Origin of the sequence: Klebsiella sp. GB_Kp056 (assembly GCF_040064755.1) — a bacterium.
GTDB lineage: Bacteria > Pseudomonadota > Gammaproteobacteria > Enterobacterales > Enterobacteriaceae > Klebsiella > Klebsiella quasipneumoniae.
On the sequence record NZ_JBEAJA010000056.1, the window covers coordinates 142,578 to 161,179 of the forward strand.

Here is an 18,602-nt window from a genome sequence, read left to right on the forward strand (position 1 = left end):
CGTTACTCCTTTCGTACCCGTTATAAATATGATGATCATCAGTAAATGATCATTTTTGATAAGGGTGCGCAATGGCCGTTAAATCACTGAAAAAAGGATATCTGGCGCTGGCGGCTTCCATGCTGCTGGTGGCGCAGGCGCAGGCGACGGAGCTACTGAACAGCTCCTATGATGTCTCCCGCGAGCTGTTTGCCGCCCTTAACCCGCCTTTTGAGCAGCAGTGGGCGAAGGACAATGGCGGGGACAAGCTGACCATCAAGCAGTCGCATGCTGGCTCGTCCAAGCAGGCGCTGGCGATCCTGCAGGGCCTGAAGGCGGACGTGGTGACCTACAACCAGGTGACGGACGTGCAGATCCTGCATGACAAAGGCAACCTGATCCCGGCCGACTGGCAAAGCCGCCTGCCGAACAACAGCTCGCCGTTCTATTCGACGATGGGCTTCCTGGTGCGCAAAGGCAACCCGAAAAACATTCATGACTGGAATGACCTGGTCCGCTCTGACGTTAAGCTGATCTTCCCGAACCCGAAAACCTCGGGCAACGCGCGGTACACCTACCTGGCGGCCTGGGGCGCGGCGGATAAAGCCGACGGCGGCGATAAAGCCAAAACCGAACAGTTTATGACCCAGTTCCTGAAGAACGTCGAAGTCTTCGACACCGGCGGACGCGGGGCGACCACCACCTTCGCCGAGCGCGGCCTGGGCGATGTGCTGATCAGCTTCGAGTCGGAAGTGAACAATATTCGCAAGCAGTATGAGGCGCAGGGATTTGAAGTGGTGATCCCGAAAACCAACATTCTGGCGGAGTTCCCGGTGGCCTGGGTGGATAAAAACGTCAAAGCCAACGGCACGGAAAAGGCGGCGAAGGCCTACCTGAACTGGCTCTACAGTCCGCAGGCGCAGACCATCATTACCGACTACTACTATCGGGTAAACAACCCGAAAGTGATGGATTCGCTGAAGGATAAATTCCCGCAGACCGAACTGTTCCGCGTGGAGGACAAGTTTGGCTCCTGGCCTGAGGTGATGAAGAACCACTTCGCCAGCGGCGGCGAACTGGACAAACTGCTGGCGGCGGGGCGTAAGTAATGTTTGCTGTGTCGTCCAAGCGCGTGCTGCCGGGCTTTACCCTGAGCCTCGGCACCAGCCTGCTGTTTGTCTGTCTGATTTTGTTATTACCGCTCAGCGCGCTGGTGATGCAGCTGGCGCAGATGAGCTGGGCGCAGTACTGGGATGTGATCACCAACCCGCAGGTGGTGGCGGCCTATAAGGTGACGCTGCTGTCGGCGTTCGTGGCCTCGATTTTTAACGGCGTCTTCGGCCTGCTGATGGCGTGGATCCTTACCCGCTATCGTTTTCCGGGCCGCACGCTGCTGGATGCCTTAATGGATCTGCCGTTTGCGCTGCCGACGGCGGTGGCCGGCCTGACCCTGGCTTCGCTGTTTTCGGTTAACGGCATTTACGGGGAATGGCTGGCGAAGTTCGATATTAAAGTGACCTATACCTGGCTCGGTATCGCCGTGGCGATGGCGTTCACCAGCATCCCCTTCGTGGTACGTACCGTGCAGCCGGTGCTGGAAGAGCTGGGACCGGAATATGAAGAAGCAGCGGAAACGCTGGGCGCTACGCGCTGGCAGAGCTTCCGCAAGGTGGTGCTGCCGGAGCTGTCGCCAGCGCTGCTGGCGGGCATTGCCCTGTCGTTTACCCGCAGCCTCGGCGAATTTGGCGCGGTGATTTTTATCGCCGGCAACATCGCGTGGAAGACGGAAGTGACGTCGCTGATGATCTTTATTCGACTGCAGGAGTTTGACTATCCGGCGGCGAGCGCCATCGCCTCGGTGATCCTGGCCGCCTCACTGCTGCTGCTGTTTTCCATCAATACCCTGCAGAGTCGCTTTGGTCGACGCGTGGTAGGTCACTAATGGCGGAAGTTACTCAATTGAAACGCTACGACGCGCCCCGCATCAACTGGGGAAAATGGTTTCTGATTGGCGTCGGGATGCTGGTCTCCGCCTTCATCCTCGTGGTGCCGATGCTTTACATCTTTATCCAGGCCTTCAGCAAAGGGTTAATGCCGGTGCTGGAAAACCTGGCCAATCCGGACATGCTCCACGCCATCTGGCTGACGGTGATGATCGCCTTGATTACCGTGCCGGTGAACCTGGTGTTCGGGACCTTGCTGGCCTGGCTGGTCACGCGCTTTACGTTCCCGGGACGCCAGCTGCTATTGACGATGCTGGATATCCCGTTCGCTGTCTCGCCGGTGGTAGCCGGTCTGGTTTATCTGCTGTTCTACGGCTCTAACGGTCCGCTGGGCGGCTGGCTTGATGCACATAACCTGCAAATCATGTTCGCCTGGCCGGGCATGGTGCTGGCGACGATCTTTGTCACCTGTCCGTTTGTGGTGCGTGAGCTGGTGCCGGTGATGATGAGTCAGGGCAGTCATGAAGATGAGGCGGCGGTCTTGCTGGGCGCTTCCGGCTGGCAGATGTTCCGCCGGGTGACGCTGCCCAATATTCGCTGGGCGCTGCTGTACGGCGTGGTGTTGACCAACGCCCGCGCCATCGGCGAATTCGGCGCGGTGTCGGTGGTCTCCGGTTCGATCCGCGGAGAAACGCTGTCGCTGCCGCTGCAAATTGAATTACTGGAGCAGGATTACAACACCGTCGGCTCGTTTACCGCCGCGGCCCTGCTGACGTTAATGGCTATTCTGACCCTGTTTTTAAAGAGTATGTTGCAATGGCGTCTGGCCAATCAGGAAAAACGCGCGCAACAGGAGGGAAATCATGAGCATTGAGATTGCCAATATTAAGAAATCGTTTGGTCGCACCCAGGTGCTGAATGATATCTCGCTGGATATCCCTTCCGGACAAATGGTTGCGCTGCTGGGGCCTTCCGGCTCCGGGAAAACGACCCTGCTGCGGATTATCGCCGGGCTGGAGCATCAGACCAGCGGTCATATCCGCTTCCACGGTACCGACGTCAGCCGGATGCACGCCCGCGACCGTAAAGTGGGCTTCGTCTTCCAGCACTATGCGCTGTTCCGCCATATGACGGTGTTCGATAACATCGCCTTTGGCCTGACCGTGCTGCCGCGCCGCGAACGACCCAACGCCGCGGCGATTAAAGCCAAAGTGACCAAACTGCTGGAGATGGTGCAACTGGCTCACCTGGCGGATCGCTATCCGGCGCAGCTGTCCGGTGGTCAGAAACAGCGCGTGGCGCTGGCGCGCGCCCTGGCGGTAGAGCCGCAAATTCTGCTGCTGGATGAACCTTTCGGCGCGCTGGATGCGCAGGTGCGTAAAGAGCTGCGCCGCTGGCTGCGTCAGCTGCATGAAGAGCTGAAATTTACCAGCGTGTTCGTCACTCACGATCAGGAAGAGGCGATGGAAGTTGCCGACCGGGTGGTGGTGATGAGCCAGGGCAACATCGAACAGGCCGATGCGCCTGAACGCGTGTGGCGTGAGCCGTCGACCCGCTTCGTGCTGGAGTTCATGGGGGAAGTGAATCGCCTGCAGGGGGTTATCCGCGGCGGACAGTTCCACGTTGGCGCTCACCGCTGGCCGTTAGGCTATACCCCGGCATACCAGGGGCCGGTGGATCTGTTCCTGCGTCCGTGGGAAGTGGACATCAGCCGCCGAACCAGCCTGGATTCGCCGCTGCCGGTGCAGGTCCTGGAGGCCAGCCCGAAAGGCCACTACACCCAATTAGTCGTCCAGCCTCTGGGGTGGTATGACGAACCGCTGAGCGTGGTGTTAACGGGCGATGAGGCGCCGTCCCGCGGCGAACGGCTGTTCGTCGGGCTGCAAAACGCGCGCCTGTACAACGGTACCGAGCGTATCGAGCCGCGCGGCGAGCTTGCTCTGGCGCAGTCGGCCTGATAGCTTAAATCCATGTGCTTTTGCCGGGTGACGCTGTGCTTACCCGGTCTGGAATTATCACGCGTCTGGTAGGCCGGGTAAGCGAAGCGCCGCCCGGCTTTTTTATTGAGTAAAAATCGTGAATACACTCGAACACACCATCGGCAATACCCCTCTGGTCAGGCTTCAGCGTCTGGGGCCGGACAATGGCAGCGAAATCTGGGTCAAACTTGAAGGCAATAATCCAGCCGGTTCGGTGAAAGATCGCGCTGCGCTGTCGATGATCGTTGAAGCGGAAAAGCGGGGCGAAATTCAGCCCGGCGACGTGCTAATTGAAGCGACCAGCGGCAACACCGGTATCGCGCTGGCGATGATCGCCGCGCTGAAAGGCTACCGGATGAAGCTGCTGATGCCCGACAACATGAGCCAGGAGCGCCGGGCCGCGATGCGCGCCTATGGCGCCGAGCTGATCCTGGTCACCAAAGAGCAGGGGATGGAGGGGGCCCGCGACCTGGCCCTGGAGATGGCTCAGCGCGGGGAGGGCAAACTGCTCGATCAGTTCAACAACCCGGACAACCCCTACGCCCACTACACTACCACCGGGCCGGAAATCTGGCAGCAGACCGAGGGGCGTATCACCCACTTTGTCTCCAGTATGGGGACCACCGGCACCATTACCGGCGTGTCACGTTTTCTGCGCGAACAGAGTAAACCGGTGACCATTGTCGGCCTGCAGCCGGAGGAGGGCAGCAGTATTCCCGGGATACGCCGCTGGCCGGCAGAGTATATGCCGGGGATCTTTAACGCTTCGCTGGTGGATGCGGTGCTGGATATTCATCAGCAGGATGCTGAGAACACCATGCGTCAGCTGGCGGTACAGGAAGGCATTTTCTGCGGCGTCAGCTCTGGCGGCGCGGTAGCCGGGGCGTTACGTATCGCTCGCGAAAACCCAGGCGCGGTGGTGGTGGCGATCGTCTGCGATCGCGGCGATCGCTACCTCTCCACCGGCGTGTTCGGCGAGGAACACTTTAGCCAGGGAGCGGGTATTTAATCATCGAGCAGGTCGGTGCCGTAGGAGTTATCGACGGTGCACAGCCAGCGCTCGCCCTGCTTCTGAAAGACATAGGTTGCGCGTCGCGTAACCTGTGTTATCCCCTGTGCCGTCGGGATATCCAGCCGGGTCTCCATAATCACCAGCGCATTGCCGCCGCCCTCGATGACCTCCATTTTCCCCTGAGTCACTATCAGCCGGTGCTGGAAATAGTCGGCAATGGCGATAAACGCTTTACGGATATTCTCTTTCCCTCTGACCACCATGCCCGGTTTGACGACCAGCGCGGCGTCTTCCGCATAATAGCCCATCAGGGTATCGTAATCTTCCTGCGAGATAGCGCGGTCGCAGGCCTCAATGACTGTTTTTAGCGTCAGGTCAATGTGATGCATCTCTGGTGCTCCTTATTGTGAGCGATTTGTCAGCCACCGAGAGCGTTGTATCCGTCTCGACGTTCCGGTCATGCAGGTAAGACTACGCCTGTTTTCGTTTAATTTTTCAGTAATTTGTCGACAGCTGCCATCCCTCCCCGATGCGTTCGGCGCACTGCCTGCATCAGGGGGCGTCTAACACCTGGGCTATATCGGCCGCCAGGCGGGCAATCTCAGCGTCGCTCAGGCGGCCCAGCGACAGGCGTAGCCCGTGGGAGGGCGTACGGATGCCAAACACCTCCCCCTCGCGGACCAGCCAGCCGGCCCGGGCCAGGCGTAAGGCGTAGGGTTGGCTCGCCGTTGGCAGCGGCAGCCAGAAATTGAGGCCATCGCCAGGCGCAGCATGACTGTCGCCGTGCCGGGCCAGCGCTGCCGCCAGTTTCTCATTCTGTTGCCGATAGTGACGGCGGGTCTCCGTCATCGAGGCGATAAACGCCTTATCGGTGAGACAGGCCAGCGTCAGATCCTGCAGCAGATGGCTGACCCACTGGCTGCCGGCGTTAAGCCGCAGACGCAGCGCGGAGGAGGTGTCGACATCGCTGGCGATAAAAGCCAGCCGCAGGTCTGGCCCGAGGGTTTTTGACATCGAACGCACCACCGCCCAGCGTTGGGTGCTCGCTGGCAGAGGAGAAAACCAGGGCGTGGCCGACAGCAGGGCAAAATGGTCATCGACGATCGCCAGCACCTGCGGATAGCGGGCCAGCACCTCCCGCAGGGCATGCGCCCGGGTTTCCGTCAGGCTACAGCCGGTAGGATTGTGCGCGCGCGGGGTCAAGATCACCGCCCGCGCGCCGTTGCGTAACGCCTCCTCCAGCCCGTCTGGATCCATCCCCTCGGCATCCACCGCCACCGGGCAGGGGGTAAAGCCAGCGTAACGCACCATATTGATGCTGCTGAGAAAACAGGGATCTTCAACCACCACGCCGTCGCCGGGGAGCAGCAAGGCGCACAGCAGACGCTCCAGCGCGTCAATCGCCCCGCTGGCGAGATTCAGGGCAAAGGGAACGGTTATCTCCCTGGCAAACCATGCCTCAGCCCATTCTCCTAGCCGCGGCTCGATGGGGGCATCGCCATACAGGCGGGGCGTGCGGGCAATTTGGCCCAGATAGCGTGGTAAATCAGGCAGCCTGGCGGGGTCCGGATTGCCGCTGGAAAGATCGTTCAGCGGCGTCGTGGGGTCACCGCCTTCCAGCGCCGGCAGCGGATCCCGTGCTTTGATAGCTGTGCCGTTCCGTCCCTGGCTGACGGCCAGCCCGGAGGTGACCAGCCGTTTATAGGCGGCGGCGACGGTATTGCGATTCACCGCAAGCTGGCTGGCGAGCTCGCGGACCGGCGGCAGAACCTCTCCGGGCTGCAAGCCACCGCTTTGCACCAGATGGCGGATATGATCGAAGATATCGCTGGCGGTTTTTCCGGCAAACATTATTGACCTATGACAAAATGAAATTTAGCATAGGACGAATCATAATCAGTGCGTGACCCGCTGTCCAGCGGGGGGAGAAAAGATGGGCCAGCAAGATGACATACAATCAGTGCTCTTTCACGACAAAAGCCGGGCGTCGGAAGTCGATATCGTCGCCGTGCAGTCGCAGGTAGTCTACGGCAGCGTCGGGAACAGCATCGCGGTACCGGCGATTAAACAGCACGGTCTGCGCGTGCTGGCGGTGCCGACGGTGCTGTTCAGCAATACGCCCCATTATGAGACGTTCTATGGCGGCATTATCCCGGAGGAGTGGTTTGTCGGGTACCTGCAGGCGCTGGAGGAGCGTGACGCGTTGCGCGAACTGCGTGCGGTGACCACCGGTTATATGGGCAACGCCGTGCAAATTGAACGTCTGGCGCAGTGGCTGACGCGGGTCCGCGACCGCCATCCCGATCTCTGTATTCTGGTGGATCCGGTGATTGGCGATGTCGACAGCGGCATCTACGTCAAGGCCGAGATCCCGGACGCCTATCGTCAGCACCTGCTGCCGCTGGCGCAAGGGATCACCCCTAATCTGTTTGAGCTGGAGACGCTGAGCGGCCAGCGCTGTCGCAATCAGCCGGAGGCGGTCGCCGCGGCGCGTAGCCTGCTGTCGGACAGCCTCAAATGGGTGGTGATCACCAGCGCGCCGGGAGAGGCTGATTCGACGATCAATGTGCTGGTGGTGACGGCCGATGCGGTGGAGGTGGTGGTTCACCCGCGGGTGGAGACGGATTTAAAGGGTACCGGCGATCTGTTCTGCGCCGAGCTGGTGAGCGGGTTGCTTTCCGGTCTGGCGCTGGGTGCTGCGACGGAGGCAGCCGCCCAGCGCGTGCTGGAGGTGATGAACTGGACTGCCGCGCAGGGATGTGACGAACTAATCCTGCCTCCGCTGGAGAAACAGAGATGAAAAGCTATCGATTAGTAATCCGTCAGCAGGGACGCATTGTTGGTCATTTTGATACTTCAGGGGAGGCGGCGCTGGAGGAAGCCTGCGTGGCGCGGTCGCTGTTCGGCCTGGCCGGTGGATATCAGTGTGAACTGCTGGTCTCTGACAGCGAGCGGCGAATTCTGGAGAGCACTCCGGAAGGATTGCGTATCTTATCCCGCGAAAAATGCTATCAGCCGGTGACCCACGCGATATAAAAAAATGGCGCCTTTCGGCGCCATTTTTATGCAGCAGATATTACTTCTTGATGCGGATTACCGGGGTTTCACCCACGGTCACGCTACCGGACAGTTTGATCAGCTCTTTGATCTCGTCCATGTTGGAGATAACCACCGGAGTCAGGGTCGACTTGGCTTTCTCTTCCAGCAGCGGCAGATCGAATTCGATAACCGGGTCGCCGACTTTCACGCGCTGGCCTTCTTCAGCGATACGCTTGAAGCCTTCGCCTTTCAGTTCAACGGTATCAATACCGAAGTGAACGAACAGCTCGATGCCGCTATCAGATTCAATAGAGAACGCATGGTTGGTTTCGAAAATTTTACCAATGGTACCGTCTACCGGCGCGACCATTTTGTTGCCGGTCGGTTTGATGGCAATCCCATCGCCCACAATTTTTTCCGCAAAAACCACATCCGGCACGTCTTCAATGTTGACGATCTCACCGGAGAGGGGAGCAACAATCTCAATAGTTCCGGTGTCTTTCTTGTCATCAGAAACCAGAGATTTCAATTTATCAAACAAACCCATGATCTTCTCCTAAGCAGTAATTTGGGCCGCGCATCTCGTGGATTAGCAGATTGTTTTTTCTTCAATGAACTTGTTAACCAGCGTCATTAACTCGTCCGTTGTCGGTTGAGCAAGAGCCTGCTCTGCTAATACTTTCGCATCTTCGAAGTTCGTGTTACGAATAATCTTCTTGATGCGCGGGATGGAAATGGCGCTCATAGAGAATTCGTCCAGCCCCATACCCAGCAACAGAAGTGTAGCACGTTCATCGCCCGCAAGCTCACCGCACATGCCAGTCCATTTACCTTCAGCGTGAGAAGCATCAATAACTTGCTTAATCAGATTCAGTACAGACGGTGACATCGGCTGGTAAAGATGTGAAATCATATCATTACCACGGTCAACTGCCAGAGTATATTGCGTTAAATCATTGGTGCCGATACTAAAGAAATCAACTTCTTTGGCCAGATGACGAGCAATGGTCGCCGCAGCCGGTGTTTCCACCATCACGCCGATCTCAATGGATTCGTCAAATGCTTTACCTTCGTCACGCAGTTCCTGTTTGTAGATTTCGATCTCTTTCTTCAGCGCACGCACTTCTTCAACAGAGATGATCATCGGGAACATAATGCGCAGCTTACCGAAAGCGGAGGCACGCAGGATGGCGCGAACCTGATCGCGGAGGATCTCTTTACGATCCATCGCGATACGCACAGCACGCCAGCCGAGGAACGGGTTCTCTTCTTTCGGGAAGTTCATGTACGGCAGCTCTTTGTCGCCGCCGATGTCCATGGTACGCACGATAACGGCCTGAGAGCCACAGGCTTCAGCCACCGCTTTATAAGCCGCAAACTGCTCTTCTTCGGTTGGCAGCGCGTCGCGATCCATGAACAGGAATTCAGTACGATACAGGCCTACGCCTTCGGCGCCGTTGCGCTCAGCACCTTCGACGTCGCGAACGGTACCAATGTTGGCGCACACTTCAACCTGATGGCCGTCGAGAGTAATCGCCGGCAGATCTTTCAGTTTCGCCAGTTCGGCTTTTTCTTCCGCAACCTGAGCCTGCAGATTACGCAGCGCTTCAATTTGCTCGTTGGACGGGTTGATCAGAACCTGGTTGTTCACCGCGTCGAGAATCAGATAGTCGCCGTTTTTCACCTGCGCCGTGATGCTGCCGGTGCCCACGATGGCCGGCAGTTCGAGGGAACGCGCCATGATGGAGGTGTGGGAGGTACGGCCGCCCGCGTCGGTGATGAAACCCAGCACTTTTTTCAGGTTCAGCTGTGCGGTTTCTGACGGGGTCAGATCGGCGGCGACGAGGATGACTTCATCCTGAATCGCGCTCAGATCGATGATGGCCAGACCAAGGATGTTGCGCAGCAGGCGCTTACCGATATCACGTACGTCAGCCGCACGTTCTTTCAGGTATTCATCGTCCAGCTCTTCCAGGGCAGTGGCCTGACCGTCGATAACTTCATTGGCTGCCGCGTCGGCAGTCATATGCTTATCTTTAATCAGGGCTATGATTTCCTGCTCAAGCTCCTCATCTTCCAGCAGCATAATATGCCCTTCGAAGATGGCTTCTTTTTCTTCACCGAAAGTTTCACCAGCTTTGGTTTTGATGACCTCCAGCTGGGCGGAGGCCTTGGCGCGGCCGCTCAGGAAACGTTCGACTTCCTGATCAACCTTATCGGCAGAAATTTTCTTCCGGTCGATGACAATTTCATCTTCCTTCAGCAGCAGTGCTTTGCCGAAGGCGATACCCGGGGATGCTAAAATGCCTGAAATCATAACCCTACCTTACTTGTGACTGATATGAAAAAGAACCCGTGAACTTACTCGAGTTCAGCCATCAGTTTAACCAGATGCTCAACCGCTTTCTGTTCATCTTCGCCTTCCGCGGAGAGGGTTACTACGGTGCCCTGGGTCAGGCCCAGAGTCTGCAGTTTGAACAGGCTTTTGGCGCTGGCGCTTTTGCCGTTGGAGGTTACAGTGATCTCAGAAGTGAAGCCTTTAGCTTCTTTAACAAACTGAGCAGCAGGGCGGGTGTGCAGACCGTTCGGAGCGGTAATGGTAACTTCTTGCTGGAACATTATATTTCCCCAACTTATAGGTTTAGTGTTGTGGACCTAAAGTCTAGTCTAACGACTCGACTTTAGCCTGTATTGTTAGCGCCGGCGTTACGTTTCCGGCCTTGGCGTCGGCAGCGCCTGGCGCTGCGAAGACCTGCGGGCCATTGACGTCTAGCACGTCATTAAACATTATGCCGCGAAAGGAAGACTTGAACCAAATCATAAAATCGATTCAGCTGGCGGAAATCCTCTTCTGAATAATTTCGCGCATCAAAATAAATGTGCTGGTTAAATACCAGACCCTACGAGGTGAATCAATGCCAGGAGGGGTAAAACTTTGACGTATGCCACAAAAAAGCACCTGAAAAGGTGCTTTTTTACACATTATTTACAAGCTGGCACTACTGTTGCAGTTCTTTCTCGGTGAAGAGATCGGCAAACAGCGCGGTGCTTAAATAACGCTCACCCGAGGAAGGCAGGATAACCACAATATTCTTATTGGTAAAGGCTTCATCTTCCTGCAGCTTCAGCGCCGCGGCAACGGCGGCCCCGGAAGAGATACCCGCGAGGATGCCTTCTTCTTCCATCAGGCGGCGTGCCGTGGAGATCGCTTCATCATTGGTAATGCCGATCACTTTGTCCACCAGCTTCAGATCCAGGTTACCAGGAATGAAGCCGGCGCCGATGCCCTGAATTTTGTGCGGGCCCGGCTTGAGCTCTTCACCCGCCAGCGCCTGGGAGATAACCGGCGAATCGGTCGGTTCAACCGCGACAGTGAACAGATCTTTTTTGCCCTTGGTGTTTTTAATGTAGCGGCTGACGCCGGTCAGCGTACCGCCGGTACCTACGCCGGAGATGAAAACATCCACCTGACCGTCGGTGTCTTCCCAGATTTCCGGGCCGGTGGTCTTTTCGTGGATTTCCGGGTTAGCCGGGTTGCTGAACTGCTGCAGCAACAGGAATTTTTCCGGGTTGCTGGCGACAATCTCTTCCGCTTTCTGAATGGCGCCTTTCATGCCTTTGGCGCCTTCGGTCAGCACCAGGTTGGCGCCCAGCGCTTTCAGAAGCTTACGACGCTCGATGCTCATGGTTTCCGGCATGGTTAGCGTTAGCTTGTAGCCGCGAGCCGCCGCCACGTAGGCGAGGGCGATACCGGTGTTGCCGCTGGTCGGTTCGACCAGTTCCACGCCAGGTTTCAGCACGCCGCGCTTTTCAGCATCCCAGATCATATTGGCGCCGATACGGCATTTTACGCTAAAGCTCGGGTTACGAGATTCTACCTTTGCCAGGATACGGCCGTTACCAATGCGGTTCAGTCGTACCAGCGGCGTATGACCGATAGTCAGGGAGTTGTCTTCAAAAATCTTACTCATGGCCCGTCCTTAACTGTATGAAATTTGGGGGTACGGCATCAGCATACCCGCTTAAAGAATATGCGGAAGTAAGGATTTAGCATATCTATATGCGGAAGGGAAATAATGATGATCAAGAAGGAATAAGCGAGATATAAGGAGCGGCTTTCGCCGCTCCAGGGGAGGTGCTGCTGTTACTTCCAGCTGGCGTGTCTGTCGCGATAGCAATCGACCCACATGGCGGTGGCGCCGCAGATAGCCACCGGGAGGATCACCAGGTTTAACACCGGGATCATGGTGAACAGGCTGGTGAGCGCGCCAAACTGCATATTCATCACCTTGCGGCTGCGCAGCGCTTCGCGCATGGTCCTGAAGGGGACCTTGTGGTTATCGAAGGGGTAATCGCAGTATTGAATCGCCAGCATCCATGCGCTGAACAGGAACCAGAGTACCGGGGCCACCGTCTGGCCAACGCCGGGTATAAAGTAGAGCAGCAACAGCACGATGGCGCGGGGCAGGTACCAGGCCAGCTTCTGCCACTCACGCTTCATGATGCGCGGAATATCCTTCATGATGCCAAAGACGCCGACGTCCGGCGGGGTGGCGCCAGTCAGACGCGCTTCCAGCTGTTCCGCCAGCAGGCCGCTGAACGGGGCGGCAATCCAGTTGGCAATAGTAGAAAAGAAATAGCCAAACACCAGCAGGATCGACAGCACCACCACCGGCCACAGCAGGTAGTTTAGCCACTGCAGCCAGTCAGGCACATGGCTCATCAGCGAAGGGATCCAGCTGTCGAGACGGGTAAACAGCCACCAGAAAGCACCGCCCATCAGCAGCACGTTAACCAGTAAAGGCAGGAAGACATAACGACGTATGCCCGGCAGCCTGATGAGTTTCCAGCCCTGCGAAAAGTAGTATACGCCGCTACGCGGGGTCGGTGCGGATGATGAAACCATAGCCAGGCATTGCTCCTTTTTGAACATCCAGTGTGAATGCTCGCTTATTTTATCGGGTCGTCAGACAATAACCAGTTAGGAAATGTTCGAAAAAACAGCAAAAAGCACGATTTAGTTCATCTTTATGTGGTGAAAGCGACCGACGCACTTGCACTTGAGGTAATCGGCAAATACTCTTAGTGAGTAAATGTTTGCCGTGGTGGCAAGGTGTTAGAACAACAGAGAATATAATGATGCAGGATTTGCGTCTGATATTAATCATTGTTGGCGCGATCGCCATAATCGCTTTACTGGTACATGGTTTCTGGACCAGCCGTAAAGAACGTTCTTCGATGTTTCGCGATCGCCCACTGAAACGTATGAAGTCGCGCGACGATGAGTCGGAAAACGACGACTTTGATGATAATGTTGAAGGCGTAGGTGAAGTCCGCGTTCATCCGGTGACTCACGCTCCGCACGGCGCGCATGGGGAGCATGAAGCCCCTCGTCAGGCGCCGCAGCACCAGTACCAGCCGCCTTACGAGCGCCAGATGCAGCAGCCTGTGCGTCCTGAGGAACCGGTTCGTCAGGCGCCGCCGCGCCAGGCCCCGGCACAACCGCAGGGACAACCGTCTGCGCCGCATGCGGCTCCGCAGCCTGGCTGGCAACAGCCGCAACCCGCGCAGCCGCACGCGCAGCCGCAACACCAGCCGCAAACTGCTGTGCAACAGCCTGTCGCGCCGCAGCCGGTGACCCCGACCGTCGCCCAGCCGCAACCGGCCGCTCCGCAGCAGCCTGCGCCCCAGCCTGTTGCCGCGCCGCAGCCCGCGGTTGCTGAACCGCAGCCGACAGAGCCGCAGCAGCCTGCAGCGCCCCAGCCGAAAGAGCGTAAAGAGACGGTCATCGTGATGAACGTTGCCGCGCACCATGGCGCGCAGCTTAACGGCGAGGTGCTTATCAATAGCATCCAGCAGGCCGGGTTCAAGTTTGGTGAAATGAATATTTTCCACCGCCATCTGAGCCCGGACGGCAGCGGCCCGGTACTGTTCAGCCTGGCCAACATGGTGAAGCCGGGGACCTTCAATCCGGACAGCATGGCGGATATGATGACCCCTGGGGTGACTATCTTTATGCAGGTCCCTTCCTACGGTGATGAACTGCAGAACTTCAAGCTGATGCTGCAGTCTGCGCAGTATATCGCCGATGAAGTGGGCGGCGTGGTGCTTGACGATCAGCGTCGCATGATGACGCCGCAAAAACTGCGTGAATACCAGGATCGTATTCGCGAAGTGAAAGACGCGAACGCCTGACGTCGCGCGTTATCTCAACTCCTTCTCAACCCCCGCCTGTCGGGGGTTTTTTATCATTGATGGTGTGATATGGAACCGATCGAACAACAACTGACTGAACTGCGAACCACGCTTCGCCATCATGAATACCTGTACCACGTTATGGACGCACCGGAAGTGCCCGATGCGGAGTATGACCGGCTGATGCGCGAGCTGCGCGAGCTGGAGAGACAGCATCCGGAGCTGATTACCCCGGATTCACCGACTCAGCGCGTGGGGGCGGCGCCGCTGACCGCCTTCAGCCAGATCCGCCATGAAGTGCCGATGCTGTCGCTGGACAACGTGTTTGACGAAGAGAGCTTTCTGGCCTTCAACAAGCGGGTGCAGGATCGCCTGAAAAGCACTGACCCTCTCATCTACTGCTGCGAGCTGAAGCTCGACGGCCTCGCGGTGAGCATTCTCTACGAAAACGGCGTGCTGGTGCAGGCGGCGACCCGCGGCGACGGCACCACCGGCGAGGATATTACCTCTAACGTGCGAACCATTCGCACCATCCCGCTCAGGCTGCATGGCGATAATATTCCCGCACGCCTGGAAGTGCGCGGGGAAGTGTTCCTCCCGCAGGCCGGGTTCGAAAAAATCAATGAAGAAGCTCGACGCACCGGCGGAAAAGTGTTTGCTAACCCGCGCAATGCGGCGGCGGGCTCGTTGCGCCAGCTGGATCCGCGCATCACCGCGAAGCGACCGCTTACTTTCTTCTGCTACGGCGTTGGGGTGCTGGAGGGCGGTGAGCTGCCGGCCAGCCACTCGGCCCGTTTACAGCAGTTTAAAGCATGGGGATTACCGGTGAGCGATCGCGTCACCCTATGTCATACCCCCGAGGAAGTGCTCACTTACTATCGTAAAGTCGAGGAAGATCGTCCCCATCTGGGCTTTGACATTGATGGCGTGGTGATCAAAGTCGATTCGCTGGCGCTGCAGGAGCAGTTAGGTTTCGTGGCCCGCGCGCCGCGCTGGGCCGTGGCCTTTAAGTTCCCCGCCCAGGAGCAGATGACTTTCGTCCGGGACGTGGAGTTCCAGGTGGGCCGCACCGGGGCGATTACGCCGGTGGCGCGCCTGGAGCCGGTCCATGTCGCCGGCGTGCTGGTGAGTAATGCCACGTTGCATAATGCCGATGAGATCGAACGCTTAGGCTTGAAAATCGGCGACAAGGTGGTGATTCGCCGGGCAGGCGACGTGATCCCTCAGGTGGTCAACGTGGTGCTTTCCGAACGCCCGGCAGATGCCCGGGATGTTGAATTCCCGACCCACTGCCCGGTCTGTCAGTCCGACGTTGAGCGAGTGGAAGGCGAGGCGGTAGCCCGCTGTACCGGCGGCCTTATCTGCGGCGCGCAGCGTAAAGAGTCGCTCAAGCACTTTGTCTCCCGTCGCGCGCTGGACGTTGACGGCATGGGCGACAAGATCATCGACCAGCTGGTGGAGAAAGAGTACGTCCATACCCCGGCGGATCTGTTCCGGCTGACCGCAGGGAAACTGACCGGGCTGGATCGGATGGGGCCGAAGTCCGCGCAAAACGTGGTCAACGCTCTCGAGAAAGCCAAAGAGACAACCTTTGCGCGTTTCCTCTACGCCTTAGGCATTCGCGAGGTAGGAGAAGCGACGGCGGCGGGCCTGGCGGCGCATTTCGGCACCCTCGAGGCCCTGGAGCAGGCTTCCATTGAGGAGCTGCAGAAGGTCCCTGATGTCGGCATTGTGGTCGCCACCCATACCTTCAACTTCTTTGCCGAAGAGAGCAACCGCGATGTCATCGCGCAGCTGCTGACGGAAGGGGTTCACTGGCCGGCGCCGGTGGTGGTGACGGCGGAAGAGATTGACAGCCCGTTTGCAGGCAAAACCGTCGTCCTGACCGGCAGCCTCAGTCAGCTGTCGCGGGATGACGCCAAAGCGCGTCTGGTGGCGCTGGGGGCGAAGGTGGCGGGCAGCGTATCGAAGAAGACCGATCTGGTGATTGCTGGCGAAGCGGCGGGTTCTAAGCTGGCGAAAGCGCAGGAGCTCGGCATCGAGGTGATTGACGAAGCCGAAATGATGCGTCTGCTGGGAGAATAACGTGGATAAAGCGCAGCTGGTCGAGATCGCCAATACTGAGATGCCGTTCGGTAAATACAAGGGGCGTCGTTTAATCGATGTCCCGGAGGAGTATTTATTGTGGTTTGCGCGCAAGGATCAATTCCCTGCCGGCCATCTCGGCGAGCTGATGGCGCTGACCCTGCTGATTAAAAGCGAGGGGCTGAGCGATCTGGTCCAGCCCCTGAAGAAAGCGCGTTAAGCTTTGGCGGCGTTGGCCTTTTCCTGAGCGAGACGCGCATCGGTTTGCTGTTTATAGCGCCGCGCCAGCACCGCGCAGACCATCAGCTGGATTTGATGGAAGATCATCAGCGGCAGCACCATGATGCCGAGGATGGAGGTCGGAAAGAGAATATTGGCCATCGGGATGCCGTTGGCCAGGCTCTTTTTCGAACCGCAGAAGACGATGGTAATTTCATCGGCTTTGTTAAAGCCGCAGCGGCGGGCGACGAACACATTGACCGCGATGACGATGGCCAGCAGCACCAGGCTGACCACCACGATAAACAGCAGCGATCCCAGACCCACTTTATGCCAGATGCCGTTCACCACCGCTTCGCTAAAGGCGGAGTAAACCACCAGCAGAATCGAGGTCTGGTCGGTCTTACCAATCCACTTCTTATGCTTCGCCACCCAGTTGCCGATCCACGGCCGCGATAAATGGCCGAGCACGAAAGGCAACAGCAGCTGCAGCATGATCTTTCCGACCTGCTCGAGGCTACCGCCTGCGCCATGAAGGTTCATCAGGGCACCCACCAGCAGCGGTGAAACAAAGATGCCCAACAGGCTGGAGGCCGAGGCTGAGCAGACCGCCGCCGCGACGTTGCCTCCGGCCAGCGAGGTGAAGGCGATGGCGGATTGCACGGTGGCCGGCAGAATGCACAAATAAATAAAGCCGCTGTAGAGCATCGGATCGACCTTCACCGGCGCCCACCAGGCAAACAGGACCCCCAGCACCGGGAAGAGAATAAAGGTGCTGCACATCACCCACAGATGCAAACGCCAGTGGCTGCCGCCGGCGATAATTGCCTCCCGGGAGAGTTTGGCGCCGTGCATAAAGAACAGCAGGGCGATGGCGGCGGTGGTCAGATGTTCAAAGAAGGGGACGAAAGCGCCACGGGCCGGGAAGAATGAGGCCAACAGAACAACGGTGACCAGGGTTGCCGTAAACGGATCGAGAATGCGGAAAAGTTTCATAAACGCTCCTGAAAAGAGATGCGTTATTGTGCTTTTTTTGATTTGAGAAATAAAATTGATTTATTGCATCTATTCATGAATAAATAAGATGAATTACTCTCTGCGTCAGTTAAAAGTATTTGTTACCGTCGCCCGCGCCAGGAGCTTTAGCCGGGCGGGGGAGATGATTGGCTTAAGCCAGTCGGCCGTCAGCCACAGCGTCAAGGAGCTGGAGCATCAGACCGGGGTCCGTCTCCTCGACCGTACCACCCGGGAGGTGGTCCTCACCGAGGCGGGTCAGCAGCTGGCAGGCAGGCTGGAGCGTTTGCTCGATGAGCTGGCGGTGACGCTGCGCGATGCCGGTCGGGTAGGCCAGCAGCTGAGCGGCACCGTCAAGGTTGCCGCCAGTCAGACGATTTCCGCCCACCTTATTCCCCAGTGTATTGCCCACAGCAATCGTCGCTATCCTGATATCGATTTCGTCCTGCACGACCGGCCTCAGCAGTGGGTGCTGGAGAGTATTCGCCAGGGGGAAGTGGATTTCGGCATTGTGATTGACCCTGGCCCGGCGGCGGACCTGCAATGTGAAGTGGTCCTGGCGGAACCTTTTTTGCTGCTCTGCCGGGAGGATCATCCTTTTGCCAGCCTGACTGAAGTGCCATGGCAGGCGCTACAGAATGAGAGACTGATCCTGCAGGACTATGCCTCCGGCAGCCGTCCGCTGATTGATGCGGCTCTCAGCAGGCTGGCTGTCCGGGCGAACATTGTGCAGGAGATTGGCCATCCGGCAACGCTGTTTCCGATGGTGGAGTCGGGAATTGGCATCAGCGTACTGCCGGCGCTGGCGCTGCCGTTACCGCAGGGAAGCCATCTGGCGGTGAAGCGACTCACTCCGATAATGGAGCGGCAGCTGATGCTGGCATGCCGGAAAAATCGCTCGCTGTCGACCGCCGCCCAGGCCTTATGGGAAATCGTGCGAGAAGAAGGGGAGAATCTCACCGCCGCCAGGGTTGAAGATCCGCTGTATCAGCGTTGATAGCGGTTTATCGCCACGGGGAGGCTCGTGGCCAGAGCGTGCGTTCCGCGCATAGCAAAAAGGCGCCTTTAGGGCGCCTTTTTACATTGGTGGGTCGTGCAGGATTCGAACCTGCGACCAATTGATTAAAAGTCAACTGC

19 protein-coding genes are annotated in these 18,602 nt (G+C 57.9%); 11 read left to right on the plus strand and 8 right to left on the minus strand.

All coding sequences use genetic code 11. The annotated features are described in order from the left end of the window. The first annotated feature begins 71 nt into the window (after nucleotides 1-71). The 5 genes from cysP to cysM all read left to right on the plus strand — a co-directional run bounded on the left by cysP (nucleotide 72) and on the right by cysM (nucleotide 4,910). Nucleotides 72-1,088 (plus strand): thiosulfate/sulfate ABC transporter substrate-binding protein CysP, encoded by a 1,017-nt coding sequence (cysP, locus tag ABLV52_RS18525; RefSeq protein WP_348890737.1) that lies wholly within the window; start codon nucleotides 72-74, stop codon nucleotides 1,086-1,088. Then, complete coding sequence (gene cysT, locus ABLV52_RS18530) at nucleotides 1,088-1,921, plus strand: sulfate/thiosulfate ABC transporter permease CysT (protein WP_002913626.1); 834 nt, start codon at nucleotides 1,088-1,090, stop codon at nucleotides 1,919-1,921. The genes cysP and cysT overlap by 1 nt, the downstream gene beginning before the upstream one ends. Beyond that, a complete protein-coding gene (cysW, locus tag ABLV52_RS18535; protein WP_004201990.1) occupies nucleotides 1,921-2,796 on the plus strand; it encodes a sulfate/thiosulfate ABC transporter permease CysW in 876 nt (291 codons plus the stop codon). The genes cysT and cysW overlap by 1 nt, the downstream gene beginning before the upstream one ends. Next, nucleotides 2,786-3,880 (plus strand): sulfate/thiosulfate ABC transporter ATP-binding protein CysA, encoded by a 1,095-nt coding sequence (cysA, locus tag ABLV52_RS18540; RefSeq protein ID WP_004201991.1) that lies wholly within the window; start codon nucleotides 2,786-2,788, stop codon nucleotides 3,878-3,880. Before cysW ends, cysA begins: the two co-directional genes overlap by 11 nt. Nucleotides 3,881-3,998: 118 nt before the next feature. Then, a complete protein-coding gene (cysM, locus tag ABLV52_RS18545; protein WP_050533243.1) occupies nucleotides 3,999-4,910 on the plus strand; it encodes a cysteine synthase CysM in 912 nt (303 codons plus the stop codon). Here the strand turns inward: cysM and ABLV52_RS18550 are convergent. Then, nucleotides 4,907-5,302 (minus strand): nuclear transport factor 2 family protein, encoded by a 396-nt coding sequence (locus tag ABLV52_RS18550; RefSeq protein ID WP_023290596.1) that lies wholly within the window; start codon nucleotides 5,300-5,302, stop codon nucleotides 4,907-4,909. The two genes, cysM and ABLV52_RS18550, sit on opposite strands and share 4 nt — an antisense overlap. Before the next feature lie 163 nt (nucleotides 5,303-5,465). Beyond that, the gene (gene ptsJ / locus ABLV52_RS18555; RefSeq protein WP_064157295.1) at nucleotides 5,466-6,764 is read right to left on the minus strand and encodes a transcriptional regulator PtsJ; all 1,299 of its coding nucleotides are present in this window, start codon (nucleotides 6,762-6,764) and stop codon (nucleotides 5,466-5,468) included. A gap of 82 nt (nucleotides 6,765-6,846) precedes the next feature. Between ptsJ and pdxK the strand changes: the two genes are divergently transcribed. Further along, nucleotides 6,847-7,713, plus strand: coding sequence for a pyridoxine/pyridoxal/pyridoxamine kinase (gene pdxK / locus ABLV52_RS18560; RefSeq protein ID WP_023290594.1), 867 nt, complete (start codon nucleotides 6,847-6,849; stop codon nucleotides 7,711-7,713). After that, nucleotides 7,710-7,949: a cytoplasmic protein gene (locus tag ABLV52_RS18565; RefSeq protein WP_348890739.1), complete on the plus strand. Its 240-nt coding sequence runs from the start codon at nucleotides 7,710-7,712 to the stop codon at nucleotides 7,947-7,949. The genes pdxK and ABLV52_RS18565 overlap by 4 nt, the downstream gene beginning before the upstream one ends. Before the next feature lie 40 nt (nucleotides 7,950-7,989). On the opposite strand, the gene crr is transcribed toward ABLV52_RS18565, so the two are convergent. The 5 genes from crr to cysZ form a co-directional block, all read right to left on the minus strand. Further along, the gene (crr, locus tag ABLV52_RS18570) at nucleotides 7,990-8,499 is read right to left on the minus strand and encodes a PTS glucose transporter subunit IIA (RefSeq protein ID WP_000522253.1); all 510 of its coding nucleotides are present in this window, start codon (nucleotides 8,497-8,499) and stop codon (nucleotides 7,990-7,992) included. A 42-nt stretch (nucleotides 8,500-8,541) separates the two neighbouring features. Continuing rightward, nucleotides 8,542-10,269: a phosphoenolpyruvate-protein phosphotransferase PtsI gene (ptsI, locus tag ABLV52_RS18575; RefSeq protein WP_004201998.1), complete on the minus strand. Its 1,728-nt coding sequence runs from the start codon at nucleotides 10,267-10,269 to the stop codon at nucleotides 8,542-8,544. A 44-nt stretch (nucleotides 10,270-10,313) separates the two neighbouring features. Then, nucleotides 10,314-10,571 (minus strand): phosphocarrier protein Hpr, encoded by a 258-nt coding sequence (gene ptsH, locus ABLV52_RS18580; protein ID WP_002913505.1) that lies wholly within the window; start codon nucleotides 10,569-10,571, stop codon nucleotides 10,314-10,316. A 380-nt stretch (nucleotides 10,572-10,951) separates the two neighbouring features. Then, nucleotides 10,952-11,923, minus strand: coding sequence for a cysteine synthase A (gene cysK, locus ABLV52_RS18585; RefSeq protein WP_023290592.1), 972 nt, complete (start codon nucleotides 11,921-11,923; stop codon nucleotides 10,952-10,954). Between the two features lie 173 nt (nucleotides 11,924-12,096). Continuing rightward, nucleotides 12,097-12,858 (minus strand): sulfate transporter CysZ, encoded by a 762-nt coding sequence (cysZ, locus tag ABLV52_RS18590; RefSeq protein ID WP_023290591.1) that lies wholly within the window; start codon nucleotides 12,856-12,858, stop codon nucleotides 12,097-12,099. A gap of 230 nt (nucleotides 12,859-13,088) precedes the next feature. Between cysZ and zipA the strand changes: the two genes are divergently transcribed. The 3 genes from zipA (at nucleotide 13,089) to ABLV52_RS18605 (ending at nucleotide 16,452) form a co-directional block, all read left to right on the plus strand. Next, nucleotides 13,089-14,147: a cell division protein ZipA gene (gene zipA, locus ABLV52_RS18595; protein ID WP_348890740.1), complete on the plus strand. Its 1,059-nt coding sequence runs from the start codon at nucleotides 13,089-13,091 to the stop codon at nucleotides 14,145-14,147. 69 nt (nucleotides 14,148-14,216) lie between these two features. Beyond that, a complete protein-coding gene (ligA, locus tag ABLV52_RS18600; protein ID WP_348890741.1) occupies nucleotides 14,217-16,232 on the plus strand; it encodes an NAD-dependent DNA ligase LigA in 2,016 nt (671 codons plus the stop codon). A gap of 1 nt (nucleotide 16,233) precedes the next feature. Next, complete coding sequence (locus tag ABLV52_RS18605; protein ID WP_004202007.1) at nucleotides 16,234-16,452, plus strand: DUF3820 family protein; 219 nt, start codon at nucleotides 16,234-16,236, stop codon at nucleotides 16,450-16,452. On the opposite strand, the gene ABLV52_RS18610 is transcribed toward ABLV52_RS18605, so the two are convergent. Then, entirely contained in the window at nucleotides 16,449-17,447 is a 999-nt protein-coding gene (locus ABLV52_RS18610; protein WP_023290588.1) for a bile acid:sodium symporter family protein, read from the minus strand. The two genes, ABLV52_RS18605 and ABLV52_RS18610, sit on opposite strands and share 4 nt — an antisense overlap. Nucleotides 17,448-17,535: 88 nt before the next feature. Here ABLV52_RS18610 and ABLV52_RS18615 point away from each other — a divergent pair, with 88 nt between their 5' ends. Further along, nucleotides 17,536-18,462 (plus strand): LysR family transcriptional regulator, encoded by a 927-nt coding sequence (locus ABLV52_RS18615; RefSeq protein ID WP_060590115.1) that lies wholly within the window; start codon nucleotides 17,536-17,538, stop codon nucleotides 18,460-18,462. Nucleotides 18,463-18,602: the final 140 nt, after the last annotated feature.